General features: G+C 70.4%; 20 protein-coding genes. 10 read left to right on the top strand and 10 right to left on the bottom strand.

The features are described 5' to 3' along the window. The first annotated feature begins 3 nt into the window (after positions 1 to 3). Entirely contained in the window at positions 4 to 1,041 is a 1,038-nt protein-coding gene (locus AB0M35_RS08890) for an ABC transporter ATP-binding protein (protein ID WP_363743291.1), read from the top strand. Then, a complete protein-coding gene (locus AB0M35_RS08885; RefSeq protein WP_363743288.1) occupies positions 1,034 to 2,044 on the top strand; it encodes a dipeptide ABC transporter ATP-binding protein in 1,011 nt (336 codons plus the stop codon). The genes AB0M35_RS08890 and AB0M35_RS08885 overlap by 8 nt, the downstream gene beginning before the upstream one ends. A gap of 152 nt (positions 2,045 to 2,196) precedes the next feature. On the opposite strand, the gene AB0M35_RS08880 is transcribed toward AB0M35_RS08885, so the two are convergent. Then, positions 2,197 to 2,550, bottom strand: a complete 354-nt coding sequence (locus tag AB0M35_RS08880; protein ID WP_363743285.1) for a chorismate mutase — start codon at positions 2,548 to 2,550, stop codon at positions 2,197 to 2,199. Positions 2,551 to 2,880: 330 nt separating this feature from the next. Between AB0M35_RS08880 and pcrA the strand changes: the two genes are divergently transcribed. Then, positions 2,881 to 5,271 carry a DNA helicase PcrA gene (gene pcrA / locus AB0M35_RS08875; RefSeq protein WP_363743282.1) on the top strand — a complete coding sequence of 797 codons (2,391 nt, stop codon included), beginning with the start codon at positions 2,881 to 2,883 and terminating at the stop codon, positions 5,269 to 5,271. 220 nt (positions 5,272 to 5,491) lie between these two features. Further along, positions 5,492 to 7,165 (top strand): ATP-binding cassette domain-containing protein, encoded by a 1,674-nt coding sequence (locus AB0M35_RS08870; protein ID WP_363743280.1) that lies wholly within the window; start codon positions 5,492 to 5,494, stop codon positions 7,163 to 7,165. 38 nt (positions 7,166 to 7,203) lie between these two features. Here AB0M35_RS08870 and AB0M35_RS08865 read toward each other — a convergent pair whose 3' ends face one another. Together AB0M35_RS08865 and AB0M35_RS08860 are read right to left on the bottom strand one after the other, a co-directional pair. Beyond that, the gene (locus AB0M35_RS08865) at positions 7,204 to 8,025 is read right to left on the bottom strand and encodes a M23 family metallopeptidase (protein WP_363743277.1); all 822 of its coding nucleotides are present in this window, start codon (positions 8,023 to 8,025) and stop codon (positions 7,204 to 7,206) included. A gap of 276 nt (positions 8,026 to 8,301) precedes the next feature. Continuing rightward, positions 8,302 to 9,015, bottom strand: coding sequence for a M23 family metallopeptidase (locus tag AB0M35_RS08860; RefSeq protein ID WP_363743274.1), 714 nt, complete (start codon positions 9,013 to 9,015; stop codon positions 8,302 to 8,304). A 459-nt stretch (positions 9,016 to 9,474) separates the two neighbouring features. Between AB0M35_RS08860 and AB0M35_RS08855 the strand changes: the two genes are divergently transcribed. From AB0M35_RS08855 to sucD, 3 genes are all read left to right on the top strand, one after another. Continuing rightward, positions 9,475 to 9,879, top strand: coding sequence for a cobalamin B12-binding domain-containing protein (locus AB0M35_RS08855; RefSeq protein WP_363743271.1), 405 nt, complete (start codon positions 9,475 to 9,477; stop codon positions 9,877 to 9,879). Positions 9,880 to 10,362: 483 nt separating this feature from the next. Beyond that, a complete protein-coding gene (gene sucC, locus AB0M35_RS08850) occupies positions 10,363 to 11,541 on the top strand; it encodes an ADP-forming succinate--CoA ligase subunit beta (protein ID WP_363743268.1) in 1,179 nt (392 codons plus the stop codon). A 2-nt stretch (positions 11,542 to 11,543) separates the two neighbouring features. After that, entirely contained in the window at positions 11,544 to 12,431 is an 888-nt protein-coding gene (gene sucD, locus AB0M35_RS08845; RefSeq protein ID WP_363743265.1) for a succinate--CoA ligase subunit alpha, read from the top strand. A gap of 46 nt (positions 12,432 to 12,477) precedes the next feature. Here sucD and AB0M35_RS08840 read toward each other — a convergent pair whose 3' ends face one another. Then, positions 12,478 to 12,747 (bottom strand): DUF4190 domain-containing protein, encoded by a 270-nt coding sequence (locus AB0M35_RS08840; RefSeq protein WP_363743262.1) that lies wholly within the window; start codon positions 12,745 to 12,747, stop codon positions 12,478 to 12,480. Positions 12,748 to 12,908: 161 nt separating this feature from the next. On the opposite strand from AB0M35_RS08840, the gene AB0M35_RS08835 reads away from it, so the two are divergent. Further along, positions 12,909 to 14,201 (top strand): DUF6350 family protein, encoded by a 1,293-nt coding sequence (locus AB0M35_RS08835; RefSeq protein WP_363743259.1) that lies wholly within the window; start codon positions 12,909 to 12,911, stop codon positions 14,199 to 14,201. 65 nt (positions 14,202 to 14,266) lie between these two features. Here AB0M35_RS08835 and AB0M35_RS08830 read toward each other — a convergent pair whose 3' ends face one another. Beyond that, the gene (locus AB0M35_RS08830; RefSeq protein ID WP_363743256.1) at positions 14,267 to 14,941 is read right to left on the bottom strand and encodes a DUF4190 domain-containing protein; all 675 of its coding nucleotides are present in this window, start codon (positions 14,939 to 14,941) and stop codon (positions 14,267 to 14,269) included. Positions 14,942 to 14,947: 6 nt separating this feature from the next. Continuing rightward, a complete protein-coding gene (locus AB0M35_RS08825; protein ID WP_363743254.1) occupies positions 14,948 to 15,247 on the bottom strand; it encodes a CD225/dispanin family protein in 300 nt (99 codons plus the stop codon). A gap of 154 nt (positions 15,248 to 15,401) precedes the next feature. Between AB0M35_RS08825 and purN the strand changes: the two genes are divergently transcribed. Beyond that, positions 15,402 to 16,019 (top strand): phosphoribosylglycinamide formyltransferase, encoded by a 618-nt coding sequence (purN, locus tag AB0M35_RS08820; protein WP_363743252.1) that lies wholly within the window; start codon positions 15,402 to 15,404, stop codon positions 16,017 to 16,019. Continuing rightward, on the top strand, positions 16,016 to 17,587 hold the full coding sequence (purH, locus tag AB0M35_RS08815) for a bifunctional phosphoribosylaminoimidazolecarboxamide formyltransferase/IMP cyclohydrolase (protein ID WP_363743250.1): 1,572 nt from the start codon (positions 16,016 to 16,018) through the stop codon (positions 17,585 to 17,587). The genes purN and purH overlap by 4 nt, the downstream gene beginning before the upstream one ends. 57 nt (positions 17,588 to 17,644) lie before the next feature. Here the strand turns inward: purH and AB0M35_RS08810 are convergent, their stop codons facing one another. The 4 genes from AB0M35_RS08810 to AB0M35_RS08795 all read right to left on the bottom strand — a co-directional run bounded on the left by AB0M35_RS08810 (position 17,645) and on the right by AB0M35_RS08795 (position 21,642). Next, positions 17,645 to 18,667, bottom strand: coding sequence for a dipeptide ABC transporter ATP-binding protein (locus AB0M35_RS08810; protein ID WP_363743248.1), 1,023 nt, complete (start codon positions 18,665 to 18,667; stop codon positions 17,645 to 17,647). Continuing rightward, positions 18,651 to 19,688: an ABC transporter ATP-binding protein gene (locus tag AB0M35_RS08805; protein WP_363743246.1), complete on the bottom strand. Its 1,038-nt coding sequence runs from the start codon at positions 19,686 to 19,688 to the stop codon at positions 18,651 to 18,653. The genes AB0M35_RS08810 and AB0M35_RS08805 overlap by 17 nt, the downstream gene beginning before the upstream one ends. A 66-nt stretch (positions 19,689 to 19,754) precedes the next feature. Then, on the bottom strand, positions 19,755 to 20,711 hold the full coding sequence (locus AB0M35_RS08800) for an ABC transporter permease (RefSeq protein WP_363743244.1): 957 nt from the start codon (positions 20,709 to 20,711) through the stop codon (positions 19,755 to 19,757). Beyond that, positions 20,704 to 21,642, bottom strand: a complete 939-nt coding sequence (locus AB0M35_RS08795) for an ABC transporter permease (RefSeq protein WP_363743242.1) — start codon at positions 21,640 to 21,642, stop codon at positions 20,704 to 20,706. Before AB0M35_RS08795 ends, AB0M35_RS08800 begins: the two co-directional genes overlap by 8 nt. Positions 21,643 to 21,654 lie beyond the last annotated feature (12 nt).

Here is a 21,654-nt window from a genome sequence, read left to right as displayed (position 1 = left end):
GGCATGAGCACTGATGTGAACGTCAAGTTGGACGCGCTGCCGGGCCTGGACCCGAACGCGCTGCCACTGGAGGTCAAGAACCTGCAGGTGGAGTTCCGGACCCGCAACGGCATCGCCCGCGCGGTCAACGGGGTGAGCTTCGACGTGCGGGCCGGCGAGACCCGGGCGATCCTCGGCGAGTCGGGCTGCGGCAAGAGCGTGACCGCTCAGGCGATCATGGGCATCCTGGACACCCCGCCCGGGTTCGTCACCGGTGGGGAGATCCTCTACCGCGGTGTCGACCTGCTGAAGCTCCCCGAAGCCCAGCGCCGCAAGGTCCGCGCCAACCGGATCGCGATGATCTTCCAGGACGCGCTCTCCGCGCTGAACCCGGTCTTCACCGTCGGGTTCCAGCTCGCCGAACTGTTCCGCAAGCACCGGGGCATGTCCCGTCAGGACGCCAAGGCTCGCTCCGTCGAGCTGCTCGACCTGGTCAAGATCCCGGCAGCGAAGCAGCGGGTGAACGACTACCCGCACCAGTTCTCCGGCGGTATGCGGCAGCGTGTGATGATCGCGATGGCGCTGGCGCTCGACCCCGAGGTGCTGATCGCCGACGAGCCGACCACCGCGTTGGACGTGACCGTGCAGGCCCAGATCATGGCCCTGCTGGCCGAGCTCCAGCGGGAGCGGAACATGGCCCTGGTGCTGATCACGCACGACATGGGCGTGGTCGCCGACGTGGCGGACCGGATCTCGGTCATGTACGCCGGCCGGGTCATCGAGGAAGCCGGCGTCAACGACATCTACGCCAGCCCGGCCCACCCGTACACCAAGGGTCTGTTGGAGTCGATCCCGCGACTGGACCTCAAGGGGCAGGAACTCAGCGCCATCAAGGGGCTGCCCCCGGCGCTGACGAACATCCCGCCGGGCTGCGCCTTCAACCCCCGTTGCCGGTACGCACAGGACGTCTGCCGCCAGGACCCGGCGCCGCCGCTGTATCAGGTGACGCCGAGTCGTACGTCGGCCTGCCACTTCTGGAAGGAGGTCAAGGGCGATGAGTGACTTCGTGCTGGAGACCCGCGACCTGGTGAAGCACTTCCCGCTCACCCAGGGGATCGTCTTCAAGAAGCAGATCGGCGCGGTCCGCGCGGTCGACGGCGTCAACCTGCAACTGCGCCGTGGTGAAACCCTCGGCGTCGTCGGCGAGTCCGGCTGTGGCAAGTCGACCCTGGCCCGGCTGCTGGTCGGGTTGGAGACGCCCACCTCCGGCGACCTGTTCGTACAGGGCCGGAACATGTCCAAGGTCGGTGCTGAGGAGCGGCGGCGGGGCCGGCGCAACATCCAGCTGGTGATGCAGGACCCGTACACCTCGCTGAACCCCCGGATGACCGTCGGCGACATCATCGGCGAGCCGTTCGAGGTGCACCCGGACGTGGTGCCGAAGGGGCAGCGTCGGGGCAAGGTGCAGGAACTGCTGGAGCTGGTCGGGCTCAACCCCGACCACATCAACCGGTACCCGCACCAGTTCTCCGGTGGCCAGCGGCAGCGCATCGGCATCGCCCGGGCGCTGGCGCTCAACCCGGAGATCATTCTCTGCGACGAGCCGGTGTCGGCGCTCGACGTCTCCATCCAGGCGCAGGTGATCAACCTGTTGGAGAAGCTCCAGAACGAGCTGGGTCTGTCGTACATCTTCATCGCCCACGACCTGTCGGTGGTCCGGCACATCGCCGACCGGGTCGCGGTCATGTACCTCGGCAAGATCATCGAGAACGGTACCGAGGACGAGATCTACGAGAGCCCGACCCACCCGTACACCCAGGCCCTGCTGTCGGCCGTGCCGGTGCCGGATCCGAAGCTGCGCGGCCAGCGGGACCAGATCGTGCTGACCGGCGACGTGCCCTCGCCGGCCAACCCGCCGTCGGGTTGCCGGTTCCGGACCCGCTGCTGGAAGGCTCAGGACGTCTGCGCCGAGCAGGAGCCGCTGCTGGAGATCCGGGACAAGTCCGGTCACCCGAGCGCCTGCCACTTCGCCGAGGTACGCGACGTGGTGCACGCGACGGAGTAGCCGCATAGACGCCGCCGCCCCGGCCATCCGTACGGGAACGGCGGTAAAGGTAAGTGCCTCCTCAGTGATCCGGGGCGTCGGCCGTCACCAGCGGCCGGCGTCCCGGATTCCTGTTCGGGGCGGCGGAGTGTCCGACAGGGCGCGGTGGCCGGTCAGAGCGGCCCACGGCCGGCGCGCAGGAGCAACAGCGCGAGCTGAGTGCCGTCGGCGCCGAGGGCGATGCGGAACCGCTCCAGGATCTCCTGCTCACGGGCGAGCACGAGCCGGGTTCCGCCGGAGGCCATCCGGGTCGCCCCCACCTCGCGGGACAGTGCGGCCCGTTCCTGCCACAGCTCGATGAGCGTCCGGTCGATCTCGTCGATCCGTACCCGGATCTCGGCGATCCGGGCGGCGGCCATCGGCTCCGCGGTGCCGGTGCCCGGCTCGGGCTCACCGGCCGCACCCGTGCTTTTGGCGGCGGTGTCGGAATCGGCCGGGACGCCACTCTGCTCCATCACGTCTGACATCTTCGGGTACCTCCCAGAGTCTGGTGCCCGCTGCCCGGATCCCGGGACGGAAAAAGCCCCGGGCTCCGTGAGCCCGGGGCTTTCGTAGGTCTGGTTGATCAGGCGCGACCTACGGCTGCCGGACTCCCGGTGCCGTAGTAAAAGTAGAAGCGCTGATCGGACATGTCGTCGAGTATGCCGCCCGCGCTGGGCGGTACGCAAGAAAACGACCGGCGCAAGCTGCGAGAACGCGGTTAACAGGGGCCCTTCCTATACACCAGACGTTGAGCGGGGGCCCTTCCTTCACCGCCGGGCGGGTGGTGTCCGGGGGCGGCATAGACTCGCTCTGCGATGCATCCTCTCTTCGACATCCCCGTCTCCCTGCCCGCGCCCGAGCAGCCGCCGCGCCGGGCCGCACCGGGCCGTCTCGACCCGCTGCAACTGGTGGCAGGTCTCAACGGTCCCCAGCGGGACGCGGTCACCCACGCCGGGTCGCCGCTGCTGATCGTCGCCGGCGCCGGTTCGGGCAAGACCCGGGTGCTGACCCACCGGATCGCCTACCTGCTCGCCGCGCGGGACGTGCATCCCGGCGAGATCATCGCGATCACCTTCACCAACAAGGCGGCCGGTGAGATGAAGGAGCGGGTGGCCGCCCTGGTCGGTCCGCGCGCCCGGCTGATGTGGGTTTCCACCTTCCACTCGGCCTGTGTCCGGATCCTGCGCGCCGAGCACGAGCACGCCGGCCTGAAGTCCACCTTCTCGATCTACGATGCCGACGACTCACGGCGCCTGATGCAGATGGTCGCCCGTGAACTGGACCTGGATCCGAAGCGCTACCCGGCACGCGGGCTGGCCGCCCAGGTCTCCAACCTGAAGAACGAACTGGTCGACCCGGAAGCCTTCGCCGCCCGCGCCTCAGGGCCCAACGAGCGGGCGCTGGCCGAGGCGTACACGCTCTATCAGCGGCGGCTGCGCGAGGCGCACGCGCTGGACTTCGATGACCTGATCATGACGACGGTGCATCTGCTCCAGTCGCACCCGCACGTCGCCGAGAGCTACCGGCGTCGGTTCCGGCACGTCCTGGTCGACGAGTACCAGGACACCAACCACGCGCAGTACGTCCTGATCAAGGAGTTGGTCTCCGGCACCGAGGGGCTCGAACCGGCGGAGCTGTGCGTGGTCGGTGACGCGGACCAGTCGATCTACGCCTTCCGGGGCGCGACGATCCGCAACATCCTGGAGTTCGAGCGCGACTTCGCCGACGCCCGCACGATCCTGTTGGAGCAGAACTACCGCTCCACGCAGACCATCCTGAACGCCGCGAACGCGGTGATCGACCGCAACACGTCCCGCAAACCGAAGCGGCTGTGGAGCGACGCCGGTACGGGCGAGCCGATCGTCGCCTACGTCGCCGACACCGAGCACGCCGAGGCGGACTGGGTGGCCCGGGAGATCGACCGGCTGGTCGACGCCGGCGAGACCCGACCGGGCGACGTGGCGGTCTTCTACCGCACCAACGCCCAGTCCCGGGTGTTCGAGGAGGTGTTCATCCGGGTCGGCCTGCCGTACAAGGTCGTCGGCGGGGTGCGCTTCTACGAGCGCAAGGAGGTCCGGGACGCGCTGGCCTACCTGCGCGCGGTGGTCAACGACGACGACACCGTCAGCCTCCGCCGCATCCTCAACACCCCCCGTCGGGGCATCGGCGACCGCGCGGAGGCCTGCGTGGAGGCGCTGTCCAGCCGGGACCGGATCTCGTTCGGTGCGGCGCTGCGTCGGGCCAAGGACGCGCCGGGCATCTCCAGCCGGGCGGCCAACGGCATCGCCGACTTCGTGGCGTTGCTCGACTCCGCTCGGGAGTTGGCCGTCGACGGCACCCCGGAGGAGGTGCTGGAGGCGGTGCTGACCCGCTCGGGCTACCTGACCGAGCTTGAGGAGAGCCTCGATCCGCAGGACGCCGGGCGGGTCGACAACCTCCAGGAGTTGGTCAGCGTCGCCCGCGAGTACACCGAACGGATCGAGGCGACCGGCGCGGAGGGGGAGCGGGCCACCGTGGCCGGCTTCCTGGAGCAGGTCGCGCTGGTCGCCGACGCCGACCAGGTGCCGGCCGACGATCCGGAACACCAGGGCGTGGTCACCCTGATGACCCTGCACACCGCCAAGGGCCTGGAGTTCCCGGTGGTCTTCCTGACCGGCCTGGAGGACGGCGTCTTCCCGCACCTGCGGTCGCTCGGCGACACCCGGGAGCTGGAGGAGGAACGCCGACTCGCCTACGTGGGCATCACCCGGGCTCGGCAGCGGCTCTACCTCTCCCGGGCGGTGACCCGGTCGGCCTGGGGGCAGCCGTCCTACAACCCGCCGTCCCGCTTCGTCGAGGAGTTGCCACCCGAACTGGTCCGCTGGGAACGGACCGAGGGGTCGTACACCTCGTGGGGTGGCGGTGGTGGCGGCGTGGGTGGCCGCTCGGAGCGCACACCCGGCGGGCGTGGCAACTTCACCGGGGGTACGCCCCGGGCCGTGCAGTTGGCGCGCAAGCTCGGCGTGGACGGCAGTCGCCTGGCCACCGCCAGCGAGCTGCCGCAGGGGCCGAAGGTCACCGCCGGGGACCGGGTGAACCACCAGCGGTACGGGTTGGGACGGGTGGTCACCGTGGAGGGGCACGGCCCCGGCGCTCGGGCGCAGATCGACTTCGGTGACCAGACGCTCTGGCTGGTGCTGCGACACGCCCCGATCGACAAGCTCTGAGTCCGCCACCGCCGGTCGACGCAGGGCGTCGGATCCGGCGCCGGCTGCGGTATCGTCGGCGCATGTACTCGTGCGCCGTCTCGATGAAGCCCTGGTTCCGCCGCTGACGGCGGCAGGGTTGACCGGCTTTCTCTGAGCAAGCTCTGTTCCGCCGTCCTGGTGTTCCCGCCGGGCGGCGTCCTCGTGCTGCCCGGCTCCATGACGAGCCGAAGAGCAGACAATGAACAATCTTGAGTTGAATCCCGCACAGTCCTGGGGTGGCCGGCTGCCGGCGGGGCACCGGGCGCACGTACGGGCGGACGGTGTTCGAGTGGTGCTGGGCGGGCGGGTGGTGCTGTCCGAGGTCAGCGTGACCGTCTCGGCCCGCTCCCGCCTGGCCGTCGTCGGCGAGAACGGCCGAGGCAAGACGACGTTGCTGCACGTACTGGCCGGGGTGACCGCACCCGATCAGGGCACGGTGGAACGGGCCGGCACGATCGGACTGGCCGGTCAGGCGCTTCAGGCGCGCCACGGCGAGACGGTCGGCACCCTCGTCGAGGCCGCGACGCGGGAGTCCCGCCGCGCCTTGCGGGCGCTCGACGACGCGGCGGCGGCGCTGGCCGAGAGCGTGGCGGGCGCGGACGATGCCTACGCCACCGCGCTCGACGCGGCCACCCGGCTCGACGCCTGGGACGCGGAGCGTCGCGTCGACGTGGCGCTGGCCGGGCTCGACGCCTGTACCGACCGGCAGCGCCCGTTGTCGACGCTGTCGGTGGGTCAGCGCTACCGGGTCCGCCTCGCCTGCCTGTTGGGGGCACGCTACGACCTGCTGATGCTGGACGAGCCGACGAACCATCTCGACGCCGACAGCCTGACGTTTCTCACCGGGCGGCTGCGCGAGCATCCTGGCGGGGTGGTGGTCGTGACGCACGACCGGGCCCTGCTGCGCGACGTGGCCGTGGAGTTCCTGGACCTCGACCCCAGCGAGGACGGGCGACCGCGCCTGTTCGCCGGAGGGTACGCCGGTTGGCAGGAGGGGCGGCGTCGGGAGCGCGAACGCTGGGAGCGGGAGTACGAGGCACAGCAGGTCGAGCATCAGCGGCTGGCCGACGCGGTGAGCGAGGCACAGCAACGGCTGAGCACCGGTTGGCGTCCGGAGAAGGGCCACGGCAAACACCAGCGCCAGTCCCGGGCCCCCGGTGTCGTCCAGGCGCTGCGGCGCCGACAGGAGGACCTTGCGGCCCATCGGCTCACCGTGCCGGCCCCGCCGCTGCGTCTGCGCTGGCCCGAACTCGGCACCCGCGTCGGGTCACCCATCCTGCGCTGTACCGCCGTCACGTTGACCGGGCGTCTGCGTCGACCTGTCACGCTCACCCTCGACGGCGGGGACCGGCTGCTGGTGACGGGCCCGAACGGGGTGGGTAAGTCGACGCTGCTCGCGGTGCTGGCGGGAGAGCTCGAACCGTCCACCGGCGAGGTCCGTCACCTGCCGCAGGCCCGGGTCGCGTTGCTCGGGCAGGAGGTGCCGGCCTGGCCGCCGAGCGCCCTCGCGCACGAGTTGTACGACCGGCACGTCGGCGAACTCCAGTCCGCCGGGCGGCTCGGCGACCGGGACCGGCTGCCGCTGACCGCGACCAACCTGCTCGACCGGGAGGCCCTGCGGACCCCGGTCGGGCGGATGTCCCAGGGGCAGCAACGCCGGTTGAACCTCGCGCTGCGACTCGCCGAACGGCCGGATCTGCTGATTCTCGACGAACCCACCAACCACCTGTCGGCACCGTTGGTTGACGAGCTGACCGCCGCCCTGCGGGAGACCGCAGCGGCCGTCGTCGTCGCCACTCATGACCGGCAGATGCTCGTCGACCTCGCGGCCTGGCCCGTCCTGTCGCTCATCAACCCGGCGGAGGTGCCCTGACCGTTCAACAGGCCCCGTCGGTCAGCAGGCTACGTCGGTCAGCAGGCCACGTCGATGCCGCGGGCCCGCAGGAAGGGCGCCGGGTCGATCTGATTCCACATCTGACCCTGGTGCACCTCGAAGTGCAGGTGCGGGCCGGTCGAGTCGCCGGTGGAGCCCTCCAGGCCGATGGTCTGCCCGGTGCTGACCTTGTCACCCACGCTCACCTTGGCGGTGCTCAGGTGGGCGTAGTGGGTGAGATAGCCGTTGCCGTGGTCGATGACGACGGAGATGCCGTAGCCGTCGCCGACGTCACCGGCCTTGGTGACGGTTCCGCCGAATGCTGCGCGGACCGGGGTTCCGGCGGGCAGGGCGAAGTCGATGCCGGCGTGCAGGGTGCCCCACCGGGGGCCGTAGCACGAGGTGATGGCGGCACCCGCCATCGGAATCACCCAGGTCGACTTCGGCGTCGCGCTCTTGGTCGGCTTCGGCGTGGCCTTGGCGGCCTCGGCGGCCTTGGTGGCCTTCGGGCTGGGTTTCGCCGTCGGGCTGGCGCTCGCGGTCGGGCTCGTCGACTGGCTCGGCGTCGGGCTGCCCGGCGCGCTGGGGGTGACCGATTCGCGGGCCGACCGGTCAGCTCGGGCCGCCGCCTCGGCTCGGGCGGCCTCGGCCTCGGCCTCGGCCTGGGCCTGGGCCTGCGCGTCGAGCGAGACCGGACTCGGCGTGGGTTGGCCGTCGCTGGTCGCCACGGCGACACCGCCGAGGCCGACCAGCGCGACCGCGCCGATGACCAGGCTGCGGTCGCGCCAGCCGACCTGACGCCGGTGGCGGGCCGGAGCATCGGGGATTTTCCGGTACGGGGTGGAGTTGTCGTCCTGCACGGGCGGACCTCACTGGATCGAAGTGGCGCGTGACCTCGAAATCCTGGTGTCGATCCGCCGAGTGACGGGTACCGGGGGTTGGCGGGCCGGTACGGCAGGGCCGTCCCGCTGTCCGGTTCTGTCCGGCGCCGTGACCGACTGACCGGACTGACTCACGCGGACGGGTGTGGCATTCGCCACAGTCGCCGGTGTGAGCTGGGATACTTTGCCGCCGTTACCCCAAAACGAAACCGCCCGGATCGAGCGATCCGGGCGGTCAACGGGCCTTACCGACAGTCAGGAGTCGGCTACCTCGCTGTAGATTGCCTCGACTTGTAGCTTGATGTCCACTCCGCGCTCCTGAAGCCACGGCACCGGGTCGAGGGGCGTGCCCTTGACATGGATCTCCAGGTGCAGGTGGGAGCCGTACGAGTGGCCGGTGTTGCCGACCAGTCCGAGTTGGTCGCCGGCCTTGACCTGCTGCCCCTCCCGGACGCTGAGTGCCGAGGAGTGGCCGTAGATCGCCTCGCTGCCGTCCGCGTGCTGGACGATCACGGCGTAGCCGTAGCCGCCGAACCAGCCCGCCTTGGTGACCTTGCCCTCGTGGATGGCGACGTACGGGGTGCCCTCGGGCGCGACCAGGTCGATGCCGGTGTGCAGCTTGCCCCAGCGCATGCCGTACGGCGAGTTGAAGTCGTAGCCCTGTAGGGGAAGCAGCCAGACGCCGGAGTCGGCGACGATCTCCGAGCTGCCTCGACCGTCGCGGGACGCGCGATCTGCGGCGTCGGCGCGGTCCGCCGCGCCCTGGCTGCTGATCGAAGCCTGCTTCAGTTCGTCCAGCACCGACGGGTTGACGCTCTTGGCGTCCGGCAGTGCTCCGGCGCCCAGTGCGACCACACCGGCACCGACGAAGGCGGTGGTGACTACCGCCGCGTAGCGGCTGCGTGGGGGGGTGGGTACGCGACGGCGGCCGCGATATCGATCGGGCTCAGACGACAGGCGCTGGCGCACGCATACCCTCCGTTGTCGGGGTTCCGATGCGGCCTGGCCCGCACCCGGATCGAGGTCCGAGTGTCGGCTGGTTCCGCGTCGTCACCCGTCCGTAGACCTGATGACAACCGTGGACACGGTAGCCAACCGTCAGGCGAGCCACAAGCCGGAGCGCCGAACTCGCTGCTCCATTCTGTCCCTTTCCGTCCGCGATTGTCAGGTCTTTGCGCCTCCACGGGGTGTCCGGGTAATCGTCCGTTCGTAGCGCATAGTGACCGATCAGCTGAGTCGTCCTCCTTGACTCGTCCGGCGCTGGTCGTGTCGGTGCGTCAAGTCGCAGTGTTCATGGAGTTCCGGCCGGCTCTCGCGGGCCGTCCACAGTTGCCGTGCGGTCTTCCTTGCCCCGGTTCCCCGGGCCCGGCCGCGCGGGTTACCGTTCGTTCAGGTGATTGCCGCAGAGCCGGTGAAAGGGATGCGCAGATGAGCTCTCGTGTTCGGGTCGTCGTCGCCAAGCCGGGTTTGGACGGCCACGACCGTGGCGCAAAGGTGGTGGCCCGCGCGCTGCGCGACGCCGGCATGGAGGTCATCTACACCGGCCTGCACCAGACCCCGGAACAGATCGTGGAGACCGCGATCCAGGAGGATGCGGACGCAGTCGGCCTGTCGGTGCTCTCCGGGGCGCACATGACGCTGTTCCGGCGGGTGCTCGAACTGCTCGACGAACGTGATGCCCGCGACATCGTGGTCTTCGGTGGCGGCATCATCCCGGACGCCGACCTGCCCGAGCTGGAGCAACTCGGCGTGGCCAAGATCTTCACGCCGGGTGCGACGACCCAGTCCATCGTGGAGTGGGTTCGGGAGAACGTCGCGCAGCCGGTGAGCTGAGTTTCCGGCGGACTGGCCGGCACCTTTGGCCGGGCGGGGCGCGGAGCGAAGACGGAGTGAGGGGCCGGACGCACCCCTCACACGTCCGGCCCCTCTATGCACGATGCCCCGCCGCCACCCCTCGACCGACAGGGCATCGGCCGCCTTCATGTCCTTGCGCCTTTCAGCGCTCCGACATCTGACTCAACGAGGCCCTTCCGGCTGGGTTACGCACCATTGCCGAGATCCCGCACCGACCTGGCAAGATCGCTCGATCGGGTGACCTGCCGCCCGTTCCGCCGGACAACCGTGACCCGGTGTCTGCGAGGGCTGTGGATTACCGCACACCGCGCACCCGCTCGGTTGCCGGCCGTGCCGCCATCGCTAGGCTGCGCCCAATGGCCTGTTTCAACTTCCACTGATGTCAGGCATCGCACTGTTTTCTTTCCATACGCTGGTGGCGGCGCGACGGTGCGCCGCGGAGACGGGACGGGACGCGCAATCGTGGACCTGTACGAATACCAGGGGCGGGACCTGTTCGAGCGGCACGGCTTGCCCGTGCTCGCCGGCGGCGTTGCCACGACCCCGGAGGAGGCCCGCGCGATCGCCGAACGCCTCGGCGGCCGGGTGGTCGTCAAGGCGCAGGTGAAGGTCGGCGGCCGAGGTAAGGCCGGCGGCGTCAAGCTGGCCGAGGGCGCGGAGGAGACGGTGGCCCGCGCCACCGACATCCTCGGCATGGACATCAAGGGTCACACGGTCCACAAGGTCATGATCACGGTGACCGCCGACGTGGCCGAGGAGTACTACTTCTCGTACCTGCTCGATCGGGCGAACCGTACCTTCCTCTGCATCGCCAGCGTGGCCGGCGGCATGGACATCGAGCAGGTTGCCGCCGACACCCCGGAGAAGGTCGTCAAGGCACCGATCGACGCGGTCAAGGGCGTCGACGAGGCCAAGGCCCGGGAGATCGTCGAGGCGGCCGGCTTCCCGGCCGAGGTCGCCGACCAGGTCGTCGAGACCGCGGTGGGCCTGTGGCAGGCGTTCGTCGCCGAGGACGCCACCCTGGTCGAGGTGAACCCGCTGGCCAAGACCAAGGACGGCAAGCTGCTGCTGCTGGACGCCAAGATCTCGCTCGACGAGAACGCCGGCTTCCGGCACCCGGACCACGAGGCCCTGGTCGACCAGGCCACCGTGGATCCGCTGGAGCAGGCCGCCAAGGAGAAGGACCTCAACTACGTCAAGCTCGACGGCGAGGTCGGCATCATCGGCAACGGCGCGGGTCTGGTCATGTCGACCCTCGACGTGGTCGCCTACGCGGGCGAGCGGCACGGCAACGTCAAGCCAGCCAACTTCCTCGACATCGGTGGCGGCGCGAGCGCCGCGGTGATGGCCAACGGTCTGGAGATCGTGCTCTCCGACCCGTCGGTGCGCAGCGTCTTCGTCAACGTCTTCGGCGGCATCACCGCCTGCGACGCGGTCGCCAACGGCATCGTCCAGGCGCTGGACCTGCTCAAGCAGCGCGGCGAGGAGGTCACCAAGCCGCTGGTCGTACGACTCGACGGCAACAACGCCGAGGCCGGTCGGGCGATCCTCGACGGCGCGAACAACCCGCTCATCGAGCGGGTCGACACCATGGACGGCGCGGCCGAGCGGGCCGCCGAGCTGGCGGCTGCGGGGGTCTGATCATGGCAATCTGGCTGACCAAGGACTCGAAGGTCATCGTCCAGGGGATGACCGGCTCCGAGGGTTCCAAGCACACCCGGCGGATGCTCGCCGCCGGCACCAACGTCGTCGGCGGCGTCAACCCGCGCAAGGCGGGCACCGCCGTCGACTTCGACGGCACCGAACTGCCGGTCTTCGCCAGCGTCGCCGACGCGATGAAGGAGACCGGCGCCGACGTCACCGTCATCTTCGTGCCGCCGCAGTTCACCAAGGGCGCGGTCATCGAGGCGATCGACGCCGAGATCCCGCTGGCCGTGGTGATCACCGAGGGCGTACCGGTGCACGACACCGCCGCGTTCTGGGCGTACAACGTCGCCAAGGGGGAGCGGACCCGGATCATCGGGCCGAACTGCCCCGGCATCGCCTCGCCGGGCGCCTCCAACGCCGGCATCATCCCGGCCGACATCACCGGCACCGGCCGGATCGGCCTGGTCAGCAAGAGCGGCACGCTGACCTACCAGATGATGTACGAGCTGCGTGACATCGGCTTCTCGACCTGTGTCGGCATCGGCGGTGACCCGATCATCGGGACCACGCACATCGACGCGCTGGCCGCGTTCGAGGCGGACCCCGACACCGACGCCATCGTGATGATCGGTGAGATCGGTGGTGACGCCGAGGAGCGGGCGGCCGAGTTCATCAAGGCCAACGTCACCAAGCCGGTGGTCGGCTACATCGCCGGCTTCACCGCACCGCCCGGCAAGACCATGGGGCACGCCGGTGCGATCATCTCCGGCTCGGCGGGCACCGCCGACGCGAAGAAGACCGCGCTGGAAGCGGTCGGCGTCAAGGTCGGCAAGACGCCGACCGAGACCGCCAAGCTGATGCGGGAGATCATGTCCGGCCGCTGACCGGACAGCTGACCCGCGCGCAGGGGCCGACCGGAAGGTCGGCCCCTCAGCGGTTCCAGTACGGGTAGTTCCCGGTCGCCTGCAGGATCAGGCTGAGCACGATGTTGAGCACACCGAGCACGATCGCCACATAGCCCAGCACCGGGGACTGGCGGTAGCGCCGCGCGTCGCGGATCGACAACCAGCCGAAGACGATGCCGAGAATGCCGCAGCAGAGCAGGCCCGTGACGATGCCCAGCACACCCCAGAGCGTGGTGCGGTCCCGGCCGGCCGGCGGCGAGGGCGGGGGTGGGGGCGGCGGATACGGAGTGGTCACAGCTTTCCTCCGGGCGCTAGCTGCCGCGACGTGGGTCACGGCTCCTTGCTGCCGAGGCTAGAGCAGGACCTGCGGCGTCACACGCAATCGGGGCAACTAGATACCCCTGCCGGTGTGGTGTCGGACAGCCGACCTCGGCGCGGCATGCCAGAGTAGAACCGATGTCATTTGTCACCCCTGACCAGCCCCGGCGGGCCACCGAAGCCCGAGAGGCCGGCGCCCGGCCGCCCGGTCGTGCCGGCCCGCCGCGCCGGGTACCGCCGCCCCGTGGCGAGCCCACCGGCCGCAACCACGCTCCGCTCGTGGTCGCGGCCCTGGTGGCAGCCGGTGGCGCTGCCCTCACCTCCTGGCTGCCGGTCGCGCTAGCGCTCTGGTTGTTCCAGGTCAGCGAGGGTGTCGCCAGCCTGCTCGGGGCCGTGCGCGCGGGGACGGCGGGCTGGCTGCTCGGGCACGGGGTTCCGCTGGACACCGCCAGCGGGCCGTTGGGTCTGGCACCGCTCGCGGTGACCGCCCTGGCGGTGTGGCGGTTGTCCCGGGCCGGGGTGCACGTCACCCGCGCGATCGGAGCCCGGGGCAGCCGCTCACCGAGCCGTACGCTCGTCGCCGCGGTGGCGGTGGGTATCGCGTACGCCCTGTTGGGGGTGCTTGCCGCGCTGCTGGTCGGGGCCGGCGGAGTCGGCGTGTCGGTGGTGCGGGCCGGGCTCACGCTCGGCGTGCTCGGCGTGCTCGCCGCCGGTGTCGGCGCGGCCCGCACCAGCCGGGTGTCCGAACTGCTCGCCGCCCGCACACCGAAACCGCTGCGTGACGGTGCGCAGGCCGGGCTGGTGGCCGGGCTGGTGCTGCTCGGCGCGGGTGCGGCCGTCGCAGGGCTGGCGGTGGCGACCGGCGGGGGTGACGCGGCCGACCTCATCGGCGCCTACCGCACCGGCGTGGCCGGTCAGGCCGGTATCACGCTGGTGAGCCTGGCCTACGCGCCCAACGCCACCGTCTGGTCGACCAGTTACCTGCTCGGGCCGGGCTTCGCCGTGGGGACCGACACGGCAGTTCGGACCAGCGAGGTCGCCGTCGGCGCGCTGCCGGCCCTGCCGTTGTTCGCCGGGCTGCCCGGTGGACCGGTGGACGGTTTCTGGTCGGTCACGATCCTGGCACTTCCGGCGCTGGTGGGAATGGCCGTCGGTGGGCTGCTCGCCCGCCGGTTGCTGCGCCCGGCCACCGCCGAACGGGCCCCGCTGAGCTGGGGGGCGCTGTTGTTCCCGGCCGTGCTGGCCGGGCCGGTGGCCGGTCTGCTGATGGGTGCGGTCGCGGAGGCGTCCGGTGGGCCGCTCGGCGCGGGCCGGCTGGCCGAACTCGGCCCGGTCGGATGGCAGGTAGCGCTCGCGTCGACCGTGGTCATCGGTGCGGGCGCACTGCTCGGCGCCGCCGCCACCCGCTGGCTCACCCGGTTCGGCGCCTGACGACCGCAGCACTGGACGACCGAGGGGCGTCCCGGTGATCCGGAACGCCCCTCGGTGCATGTGGCTCAGGGCTGCGGCAGGCTGACGTTCACCACCAGCAGCACGATCTGGAGCAGGCCGAACAGTGCGCCGACGCCACCGCAGATCAGGCCGGTGAGCGCCTGTCCCGAGTTGTTGGCCAGACCCTGGTCCGCCTTCTGCTTGCCCAGCCAGCCGGTGATCAGCGCGGCCGCGCCCAGCGGGATGCCGAGGTAACAGCAGGACAGCGGAATCGACGCGATGCCGAGGATCATCGACAGCAGGCCGAGGGTGTTCTGTTGGCCGCTGGGACCGGCGAAGCCGGCCTGCGGGTACATCGGTGCGCCACCGTACGGCTGCTGCGCTGCGTACGGGTCGGCGTAGGGCTGACCGTACGGCTGGCCCGACATCGGCGGCTGCCCGTAGGCCGGCTGCCCGTAGGCCGGCTGCCCGTAGGCCGGGGGCTGGCTGGCAGGCGGTGGCGCGTACGGGTCGTACGGTGCGGGGGAGACCGGCGGCGGGCCGTACGGATCCGCCGGCGGCATGCTCGTGTCGGCCGGCGGCGCGTACGGGTCCGACGGCGCAGAGTACGGGTTGGCCGGCGGCGGGGCGTACGGGTTGGCCGGCGGCGGCGCGTACGGGTTGGCGGGTGGTGACGAGGTCGGGTCCCCGTACGGCGGTTGCTGGCCGTACGGGTCCTGACCTGGGTTACCGGGCTGCATCCGAGATCAGTAGCTCATCGCGCTGTTGCCGCTGAGCGCGCCGAGCAAGCTACCGCCCACGCAGCACACCAGGACGATCGCGATCCAGGCGATGCCGACGATCAGGGCCCACTTGGACCACTTCTTCGACTCGGCCGCCGCAGCCTGTGCACCGGCGTAGTCACCCTGCTGGAGCAGCGGGTTGACCTTCGAAGCGTTGATGATCGCGGGGATGGCCAGCGGCCAGAAGAGGAAGATTGCGACGATCGACATCGTCATGTTGTTGTCGATCTGCTGGGGTGGCTGAGACGGGTATCCGGGCTGCATGTCGATGCGCTCCTCAGGTTTGGGTCGCTGATGGGTGCGGGCCGGACGTGCACCGGGCCCGAGCGACCGGCAGCGTACCTGGTCCGCGCGAATTCGGCAGTCGCCGAGCCGGTGCCGCCCAGCGTCCGGACGCCGGTCGGTGGCCGGATAGGGTGTGCCGGTGAACGAGCCCGCCCGCATCGTCGTCCTGATCTCCGGCTCCGGAAGCAACCTCCAGGCGCTGCTGGACGCGACCGCCGACCAGGCGTACGGGGCTCGGGTGGTCGCCGTGGGCGCGGACCGCGACGGCATCACCGGCTTGGACCGGGCGACCGCCGCAGGTGTACCGACCTTCGTGGAGCGGGTCAAGGACTACCCGACGCGAGAGCAGTGGGATGCCGCGCTCACCGCGCGGGTCGCCGAGCACCGCCCCGACCTGGTCATCTCGGCCGGGTTCCTGAAGCTGGTCGGCCCGGGTTTCCTCGCCGCGTTCGGCGACCGCTACCTCAACACGCACAACACGCTGCTGCCGGCGTTTCCCGGCATCCACGGCCCGCGTGACGCCCTCGCCTACGGGGTGAAGGTCACCGGGGCGACCCTCTTCTTCGTCGACGCCGGAATGGACACCGGCCCGATCGTCGCGCAGGTGGCGGTGCCGGTACGAGACGACGACGACGTCGACACGCTCACCGAGCGCATCAAGGAAGCCGAGCGGCAGCAACTCGTCGAGCAGGTGGGCCGACTGGTCCGCGAGGGCTGGACGATAACCGGAAGAAAGGTCACAGTTCCGTGAGTTCCACTGAGGATGGGCGTCGCCCGATCCGGCGGGCACTGGTCAGCGTCTACGACAAGTCCGGCCTGGTCGAGTTGGCCCAGGCGCTGCACGCCGCCGGTGTGGAGATCGTCTCCACCGGCAGCACCGCGTCGACGATCGCCGGTGCCGGCGTACCGGTGACTCCCGTGGAGCAGGTGACCGGCTTCCCGGAGATCCTCGACGGCCGGGTGAAGACCCTGCACCCGAAGATCCACGGCGGGCTCCTCGCCGACCTGCGCAAGGACGCCCACGCCGCCGCGCTCGACGAGCACGGCATCGCCGGGATCGACCTGCTGGTGTCGAACCTGTACCCGTTCCAGGCCACCGTCGCCTCCGGGGCGAGCCAGGACGAGTGCGTCGAACAGATCGACATCGGTGGCCCGGCGATGGTGCGGGCCGCCGCCAAGAACCACGCCTCGGTGGCGGTGGTGACGGACCCGGCCGCGTACCCACTGCTGCTGGCCGCGCTCGACGGCGGTGGCTTCACCCTGGCGCAGCGGCAGGCGCTCGCCGCCCGCGCCTTCGCCGACATCGCCGAGTACGACGTGGCCGTCGCCGACTGGTTCGCCACCACTCTCGCCCCGGCCGCCGACGGCTGGCCGCAGTTCGCCGGGCAGGCCCTGCGTCGGCAGGCGGTGCTGCGCTACGGCGAGAACCCGCACCAGGGGGCGGCCGTCTACGCCGACCCGGCGAGCCCGGCCGGGCTGGCCCAGGCCGAGCAGTTGCACGGCAAGGAGATGTCCTACAACAACTACGTCGACGCCGATGCCGCGTGGCGGGCCGCGAACGACTTCGCCGACCAGCCTGCGGTGGCCGTCATCAAGCACGCCAACCCGTGCGGGATCGCGGTCGGTGCGGACGTGGCCGATGCGCACCGCAAGGCACACGCCTGCGACCCGGTCTCCGCCTTCGGTGGTGTCATCGCGGTGAACCGGCCGGTCTCGGTCGAGTTGGCCGGGCAGATCGCCGAGATCTTCACCGAGGTCGTGGTGGCGCCCGGGTACGAGCCCGGCGCGGCCGAGGTGCTCCAGGCCAAGAAGAACATCCGGCTGCTGCGGGCGCCGGAGTTCCGGCCCCTGCCGGCCGAGTGGCGGCAGGTCACCGGCGGCGTACTGGTGCAGGCGCGCGACGCGATCGACGCGGCGGGCGACGACCCGGCGACCTGGCGGCTGGCCACCGGCGAGGCGGCCGACGAGGCGACCCTGGCCGATTTGGCCTTCGCCTGGCGGGCGGTGCGCGCGGTGAAGAGCAACGCGATCCTGCTGGCCCGCGACGGTGCGACCGTCGGCGTCGGCATGGGCCAGGTGAACCGGGTCGACTCGGCCCGCCTGGCGGTCAGCCGGGCCGGCGCCAACCGGGCCAGCGGTTCGGTCGCCGCCTCGGACGCCTTCTTCCCGTTCGCCGACGGCCCGCAGATTCTCATCGACGCCGGCATCCGGGCCATCGTGCAGCCCGGCGGCTCGATCCGTGACGAGGAGGTGATCGCTGCCTGCAAGCAGGCCGGCGTCACCATGTACCTCACCGGCACCCGGCACTTCTTCCACTGAGCGAGGCGTTGAGAGGGGCCCCTTCCTATACGCGAGGCGTTAAGAAGGGGCCCTTCCTTACGTCCGGAGTTCGGCGAAGTGGCAGGCGGACGGGTGCGGATCGGCAGCGCGCGGTACGGCCTGCGGATCTTCCAGGGCACAGATCTCCTGCGCCTTCCAGCAGCGGGTGCGGAAGTGGCAGCCGCTCGGCGGGTCGGCTGGGCTCGGCACGTCGCCGGTCAGCCGGATGACGTTGCGGCGGCCTCGGGCCTCCGGGTCGGGCAGTGGCGCGGCGGAGAGCAGGGCCTGGGTGTACGGGTGGGTGGCCCGCTCGTAGATCTGCTCCTCGGTGCCGATCTCCACGATCCGGCCGAGGTACATCACCGCGATCCGGTCCGAGATGTGCCGGACCACCGACAGGTCGTGGGCGATGAAGATGTACGACAGCCCGAACTCGTCCTGGAGTTCCTCCAGCAGGTTGATCACCTGAGCCTGGATGGAGACGTCCAGCGCGGAGACCGGTTCGTCGCAGACGATCACCTCGGGACGCAGTGCCAGGGCCCGGGCGATGCCGATGCGCTGCCGCTGACCGCCGGAGAACTGGTGCGGATACCGGTTGATGTGTTCCGGGTTCAGCCCGACCACGTCGAGTAGTTCCTGCACCCGCCGCTGACGGCTGCCCTTCGGCGCCGCCTCCGGATGGATCTCGAACGGTTCGCCGATGATGTCGCCGACGGTCATCCTCGGGTTCAGCGAGGTGTACGGGTCCTGCATGACCATCTGCATGTTGCGTCGGATCCGGCGCAATTCGTTCCCGGAGGCGGCGAAGAGGTCGCGTCCGGCCAGGGTGGCCTGCCCGGCGGTCGGGCGCTCCAGCCGCATCAACAACCGGGCCAGGGTGGACTTGCCGCAGCCGGACTCGCCGACGATGCCCAGCGTCTCGCCCCGGCGCAGTTCGAAGCTGACCCCGTCGACGGCCTTGACCGCGCCGACCTTCCGCTTGAACAGCACCCCCTCGGTGATGGGGAAGTGCTTGACCACGTTGTCGACGTCGAGGATCGTCTCGCCCCGGATCTTGGTGGGCCTAGCCGGTGCGGTCATCGTGTACCTCCTGCGCGAAGTGGCACGCGCTGGTCCGGCCGTCGCCGAGGACCAGGTCGTGCGGCACGACGTCCACACAGACCTGCTGCACGTACGGGCACCGGGGGTGGAAGGGGCAGCCGCTGGGGATGCGCATCAGGTTGGGCGGCAGGCCCCGGATGGTGGAGAGTTTGCCGCCGCGTTGGTCCAGGCGCGGGATCGATTCCAGCAACCCCTTGGTGTACGGGTGGGCGGGCGCCCGGTACAGCGGGCGGACGTCGGCGTGCTCGACGATCCGGCCCGCGTACATGACCGCGATCCGGTCCGCCACGTCGGCGACCACCCCGAGGTCATGGGTGATCAGGATCATCGCCATGTTCAGGTCACGCCGCAGGTCGGCGAGCAGGTCCATGATCTGGGCCTGCACGGTGACGTCGAGAGCGGTGGTCGGCTCGTCGGCGATGAGCACCTTCGGCTCCATGGCCAGCGCCATCGCGATCATCACGCGCTGGCGCATGCCGCCGGAGAACTGGTGGGGGTAGTCGCCGAGGCGGCTGGCCGCCCCCGGGATCTGCACCAGATCCATCAGCTGCACCGCGCGGCGGCGGGCGTCGGCCCGGGACATCCCGAGTCGCTGGCGCAGCGTCTCACCGACCTGCCAGCCCACCGGAAACACCGGGTTCAACGCGGACAGGGCGTCCTGGAAGATCATCGCGATCTCCTTGCCGCGTACCTGCCGGCGCTGCTCCTCGGGTAGGCCCAGCAGGTCCCGGCCCTGGTAGCGGATCTGACCGGAGCGGATGTGCGCGGGCGGGCTGTCCAGAATGCCCATGATCGCCTGGGCGGTGACGGACTTGCCGGAGCCGGATTCGCCCAGCACGGCGAGCGTCTCGCCAGCATCCAGGTGATAGCTGACCCCGTTGATCACCTTGGCCACCCCCTCGCCGGTGCGGAACTCGATGTGCAGGTCCTGCACCTCCAGCAGGTGCCCACCCGGCGGGGTGGGCGAGGCCGGCGTCGGTTCGACGACGTGCTGACTCATGCGCCTACCTTTCGCTCGCGACTGCGGGGCTCGCTGCGCTCACTCCTCGCGCTCGCATGGGCACGGTCACCGCAGTTTCGGGTCGAAGGCGTCGCGGATCGCGTCGCCGAGCATGATGAACGCCAGCACGGTGAGGGCGAGGAAGGTCGACGGGACCACCAGCGGGGTGGCCGACTCCCGCATGTGCACCCGGCCGTTGTTGATGTCGATGCCCCAGGAGATGGTGGGTTCCTTCAGCCCGATGCCGAGGAACGACAGGGTCGCCTCGGCGGCGATGAACGAGCCGAGGGCGATGGTCAGCACCACGATCGCCGGGGCGAGCGCGTTCGGCAGGATGTGCCGCCACATGATCCGACCGTTGCCGGCGCCGAGCATCCGGGCCGCGGCCACGTAGTCCTGCTGCCGGGCGGTGATCACCGAGGACCGGACGACCCGGGCGGCGGTGGTCCAGCCGAGCACCGCCAGCACGAAGATGACCGAGCCGAGCCGTACCGTGGCGCTGTCACTGGCCACCCGCTTGAGCAGGACGATCGCGGCCAGCAGCAGCGGGATGCCGAGCACGATGTCGATGACCCGGGAGAGCACCGCGTCGACCCAACCGCCGAAGTAGCCGGCGAGCATCCCCACGACCAGCGCGATCACCCCGGTGAGCAGCGCCGAGAGGGCGCCGACCAGCAGCGAGGCCCGGGCCCCGTAGACCGCCCGGGCGTACGTGTCGCAGCCCTGGAAGTCGTACCCGAAGATGGCCCCGCCGGACGGGGCGGCATGCTGCCGGGACAGCACACAGGTCGCCGGATCGTTGCGGGTGAACAGCCCCGGCGCGAGGGCCATCGCGGTCACCAGCAGCACCAGCACCAGGCTGATCCAGAAGATCGGCTTGCGGCGCAGGTCGCGCCAGGCGTCGCCGGCCAGGCTGCGGGGCTTGCTCGGTCGGCCGACCCGCCCCGGCGTACCGGGCTCGCCCGACACTCCCCGCCGCGCGGCCTGGTTCTCCGAGGACGCCACCGTCTCGAAGTCACTCATAGCGGATCCTCGGGTCGAGTACGGCGTACAGGACGTCCACCACCAGGTTGGAGACGAGGTAGACCACGACGAGCACGCTGACGATGCCCACCACCAGCGGACCGTCCTCGGTGCGGATGCCACGGAAGAGGTTGAAGCCGACGCCCGGGATGTTGAACACCCCCTCGGTGATGATCGCGCCGCTCATCAGGTTGCCCAGTTCGACGCCGAGGAAGGTGATCACCGGGATCAGCGAGTTGCGCAGCACGTGCACGGTGACCACCCGCCGTTTCGGCAGGCCCTTCGACCGGGCGGTACGCACGTAGTCGGCGCGCAGGTTCTCCGCCACCGAGGTACGGGTCAGCCGTAGCGCGGTGGCCAGGGAGAGCGAGCCGAGCACGATGCCGGGCAGCAGCAGCGCGTAGAAGTCCGGGTCGGCACCGGAGGTGGCCGGAAAGAGTTGCCACTTGACGCCCAGGAAGTACTGCGCGAGCGGGGCGAGCACGATGGACGGGATGCCGAGGACCAGCAGCGTCAGCAGCAGGGTGGCGTTGTCGAAGATGCTGCCGCGCCGGATGCCGGCCAGCACCCCTGCGGTGACCCCGAAAATGACGGCGACCGCGATGGCGATCAGCGCCAACTTGATGGTGACCGGCCAGGCGTTGGCCAGGATCTCTCCGATGGACCGGCCGGTGAGCGACTCGCCCAGATCGCCCCGGACCAGGTTCTTCAGATAGTCGAAGTAGCGGTAGAAGAAGCCGCCGAAGCCGGTCGCGTCGAGGTGGTACTTCTCGGTCAGGTATGCCCGCTGTGCGGCGGTGACCGGACGCTCGCCGGCCAGCGCCTGGATCGGATCGCCCTGGCCGGCGAACATCAGGGCGTAGACGATCAGCGTGGTGCCGAAGAAGGCCACGACCATCTGGAGCAGCCGCCGCACGATGAAGCGGAACATACTTGGCAGTCT

It is taken from the genome of Micromonospora sp. NPDC051196, assembly GCF_040682415.1.
Classification (GTDB): domain Bacteria; phylum Actinomycetota; class Actinomycetes; order Mycobacteriales; family Micromonosporaceae; genus Micromonospora.
The sequence above is the reverse complement of the archived record's forward strand: the minus strand, read 5'-3'. Positions and strand labels throughout refer to the sequence as shown.

What these genes read in the sequence shown, in the direction of transcription:
- AB0M35_RS08890 (WP_363743291.1), top strand. Translation starts at nt 4, where the DNA reads ATGAGCACTGATGTGAACGTCAAGTTGGACGCGCTGCCGGGCCTGGAC.
- AB0M35_RS08885 (WP_363743288.1), top strand. Translation starts at nt 1,034, where the DNA reads ATGAGTGACTTCGTGCTGGAGACCCGCGACCTGGTGAAGCACTTCCCG.
- AB0M35_RS08880 (WP_363743285.1), bottom strand. Translation starts at nt 2,550, where the DNA reads ATGTCAGACGTGATGGAGCAGAGTGGCGTCCCGGCCGATTCCGACACC.
- pcrA (WP_363743282.1), top strand. Translation starts at nt 2,881, where the DNA reads ATGCATCCTCTCTTCGACATCCCCGTCTCCCTGCCCGCGCCCGAGCAG.
- AB0M35_RS08870 (WP_363743280.1), top strand. Translation starts at nt 5,492, where the DNA reads ATGAACAATCTTGAGTTGAATCCCGCACAGTCCTGGGGTGGCCGGCTG.
- AB0M35_RS08855 (WP_363743271.1), top strand. Translation starts at nt 9,475, where the DNA reads ATGAGCTCTCGTGTTCGGGTCGTCGTCGCCAAGCCGGGTTTGGACGGC.
- sucD (WP_363743265.1), top strand. Translation starts at nt 11,544, where the DNA reads ATGGCAATCTGGCTGACCAAGGACTCGAAGGTCATCGTCCAGGGGATG.
- AB0M35_RS08835 (WP_363743259.1), top strand. Translation starts at nt 12,909, where the DNA reads ATGTCATTTGTCACCCCTGACCAGCCCCGGCGGGCCACCGAAGCCCGA.
- AB0M35_RS08830 (WP_363743256.1), bottom strand. Translation starts at nt 14,941, where the DNA reads ATGCAGCCCGGTAACCCAGGTCAGGACCCGTACGGCCAGCAACCGCCG.
- AB0M35_RS08825 (WP_363743254.1), bottom strand. Translation starts at nt 15,247, where the DNA reads ATGCAGCCCGGATACCCGTCTCAGCCACCCCAGCAGATCGACAACAAC.
- AB0M35_RS08810 (WP_363743248.1), bottom strand. Translation starts at nt 18,667, where the DNA reads ATGACCGCACCGGCTAGGCCCACCAAGATCCGGGGCGAGACGATCCTC.
- AB0M35_RS08805 (WP_363743246.1), bottom strand. Translation starts at nt 19,688, where the DNA reads ATGAGTCAGCACGTCGTCGAACCGACGCCGGCCTCGCCCACCCCGCCG.
- AB0M35_RS08800 (WP_363743244.1), bottom strand. Translation starts at nt 20,711, where the DNA reads ATGAGTGACTTCGAGACGGTGGCGTCCTCGGAGAACCAGGCCGCGCGG.
- AB0M35_RS08795 (WP_363743242.1), bottom strand. Translation starts at nt 21,642, where the DNA reads ATGTTCCGCTTCATCGTGCGGCGGCTGCTCCAGATGGTCGTGGCCTTC.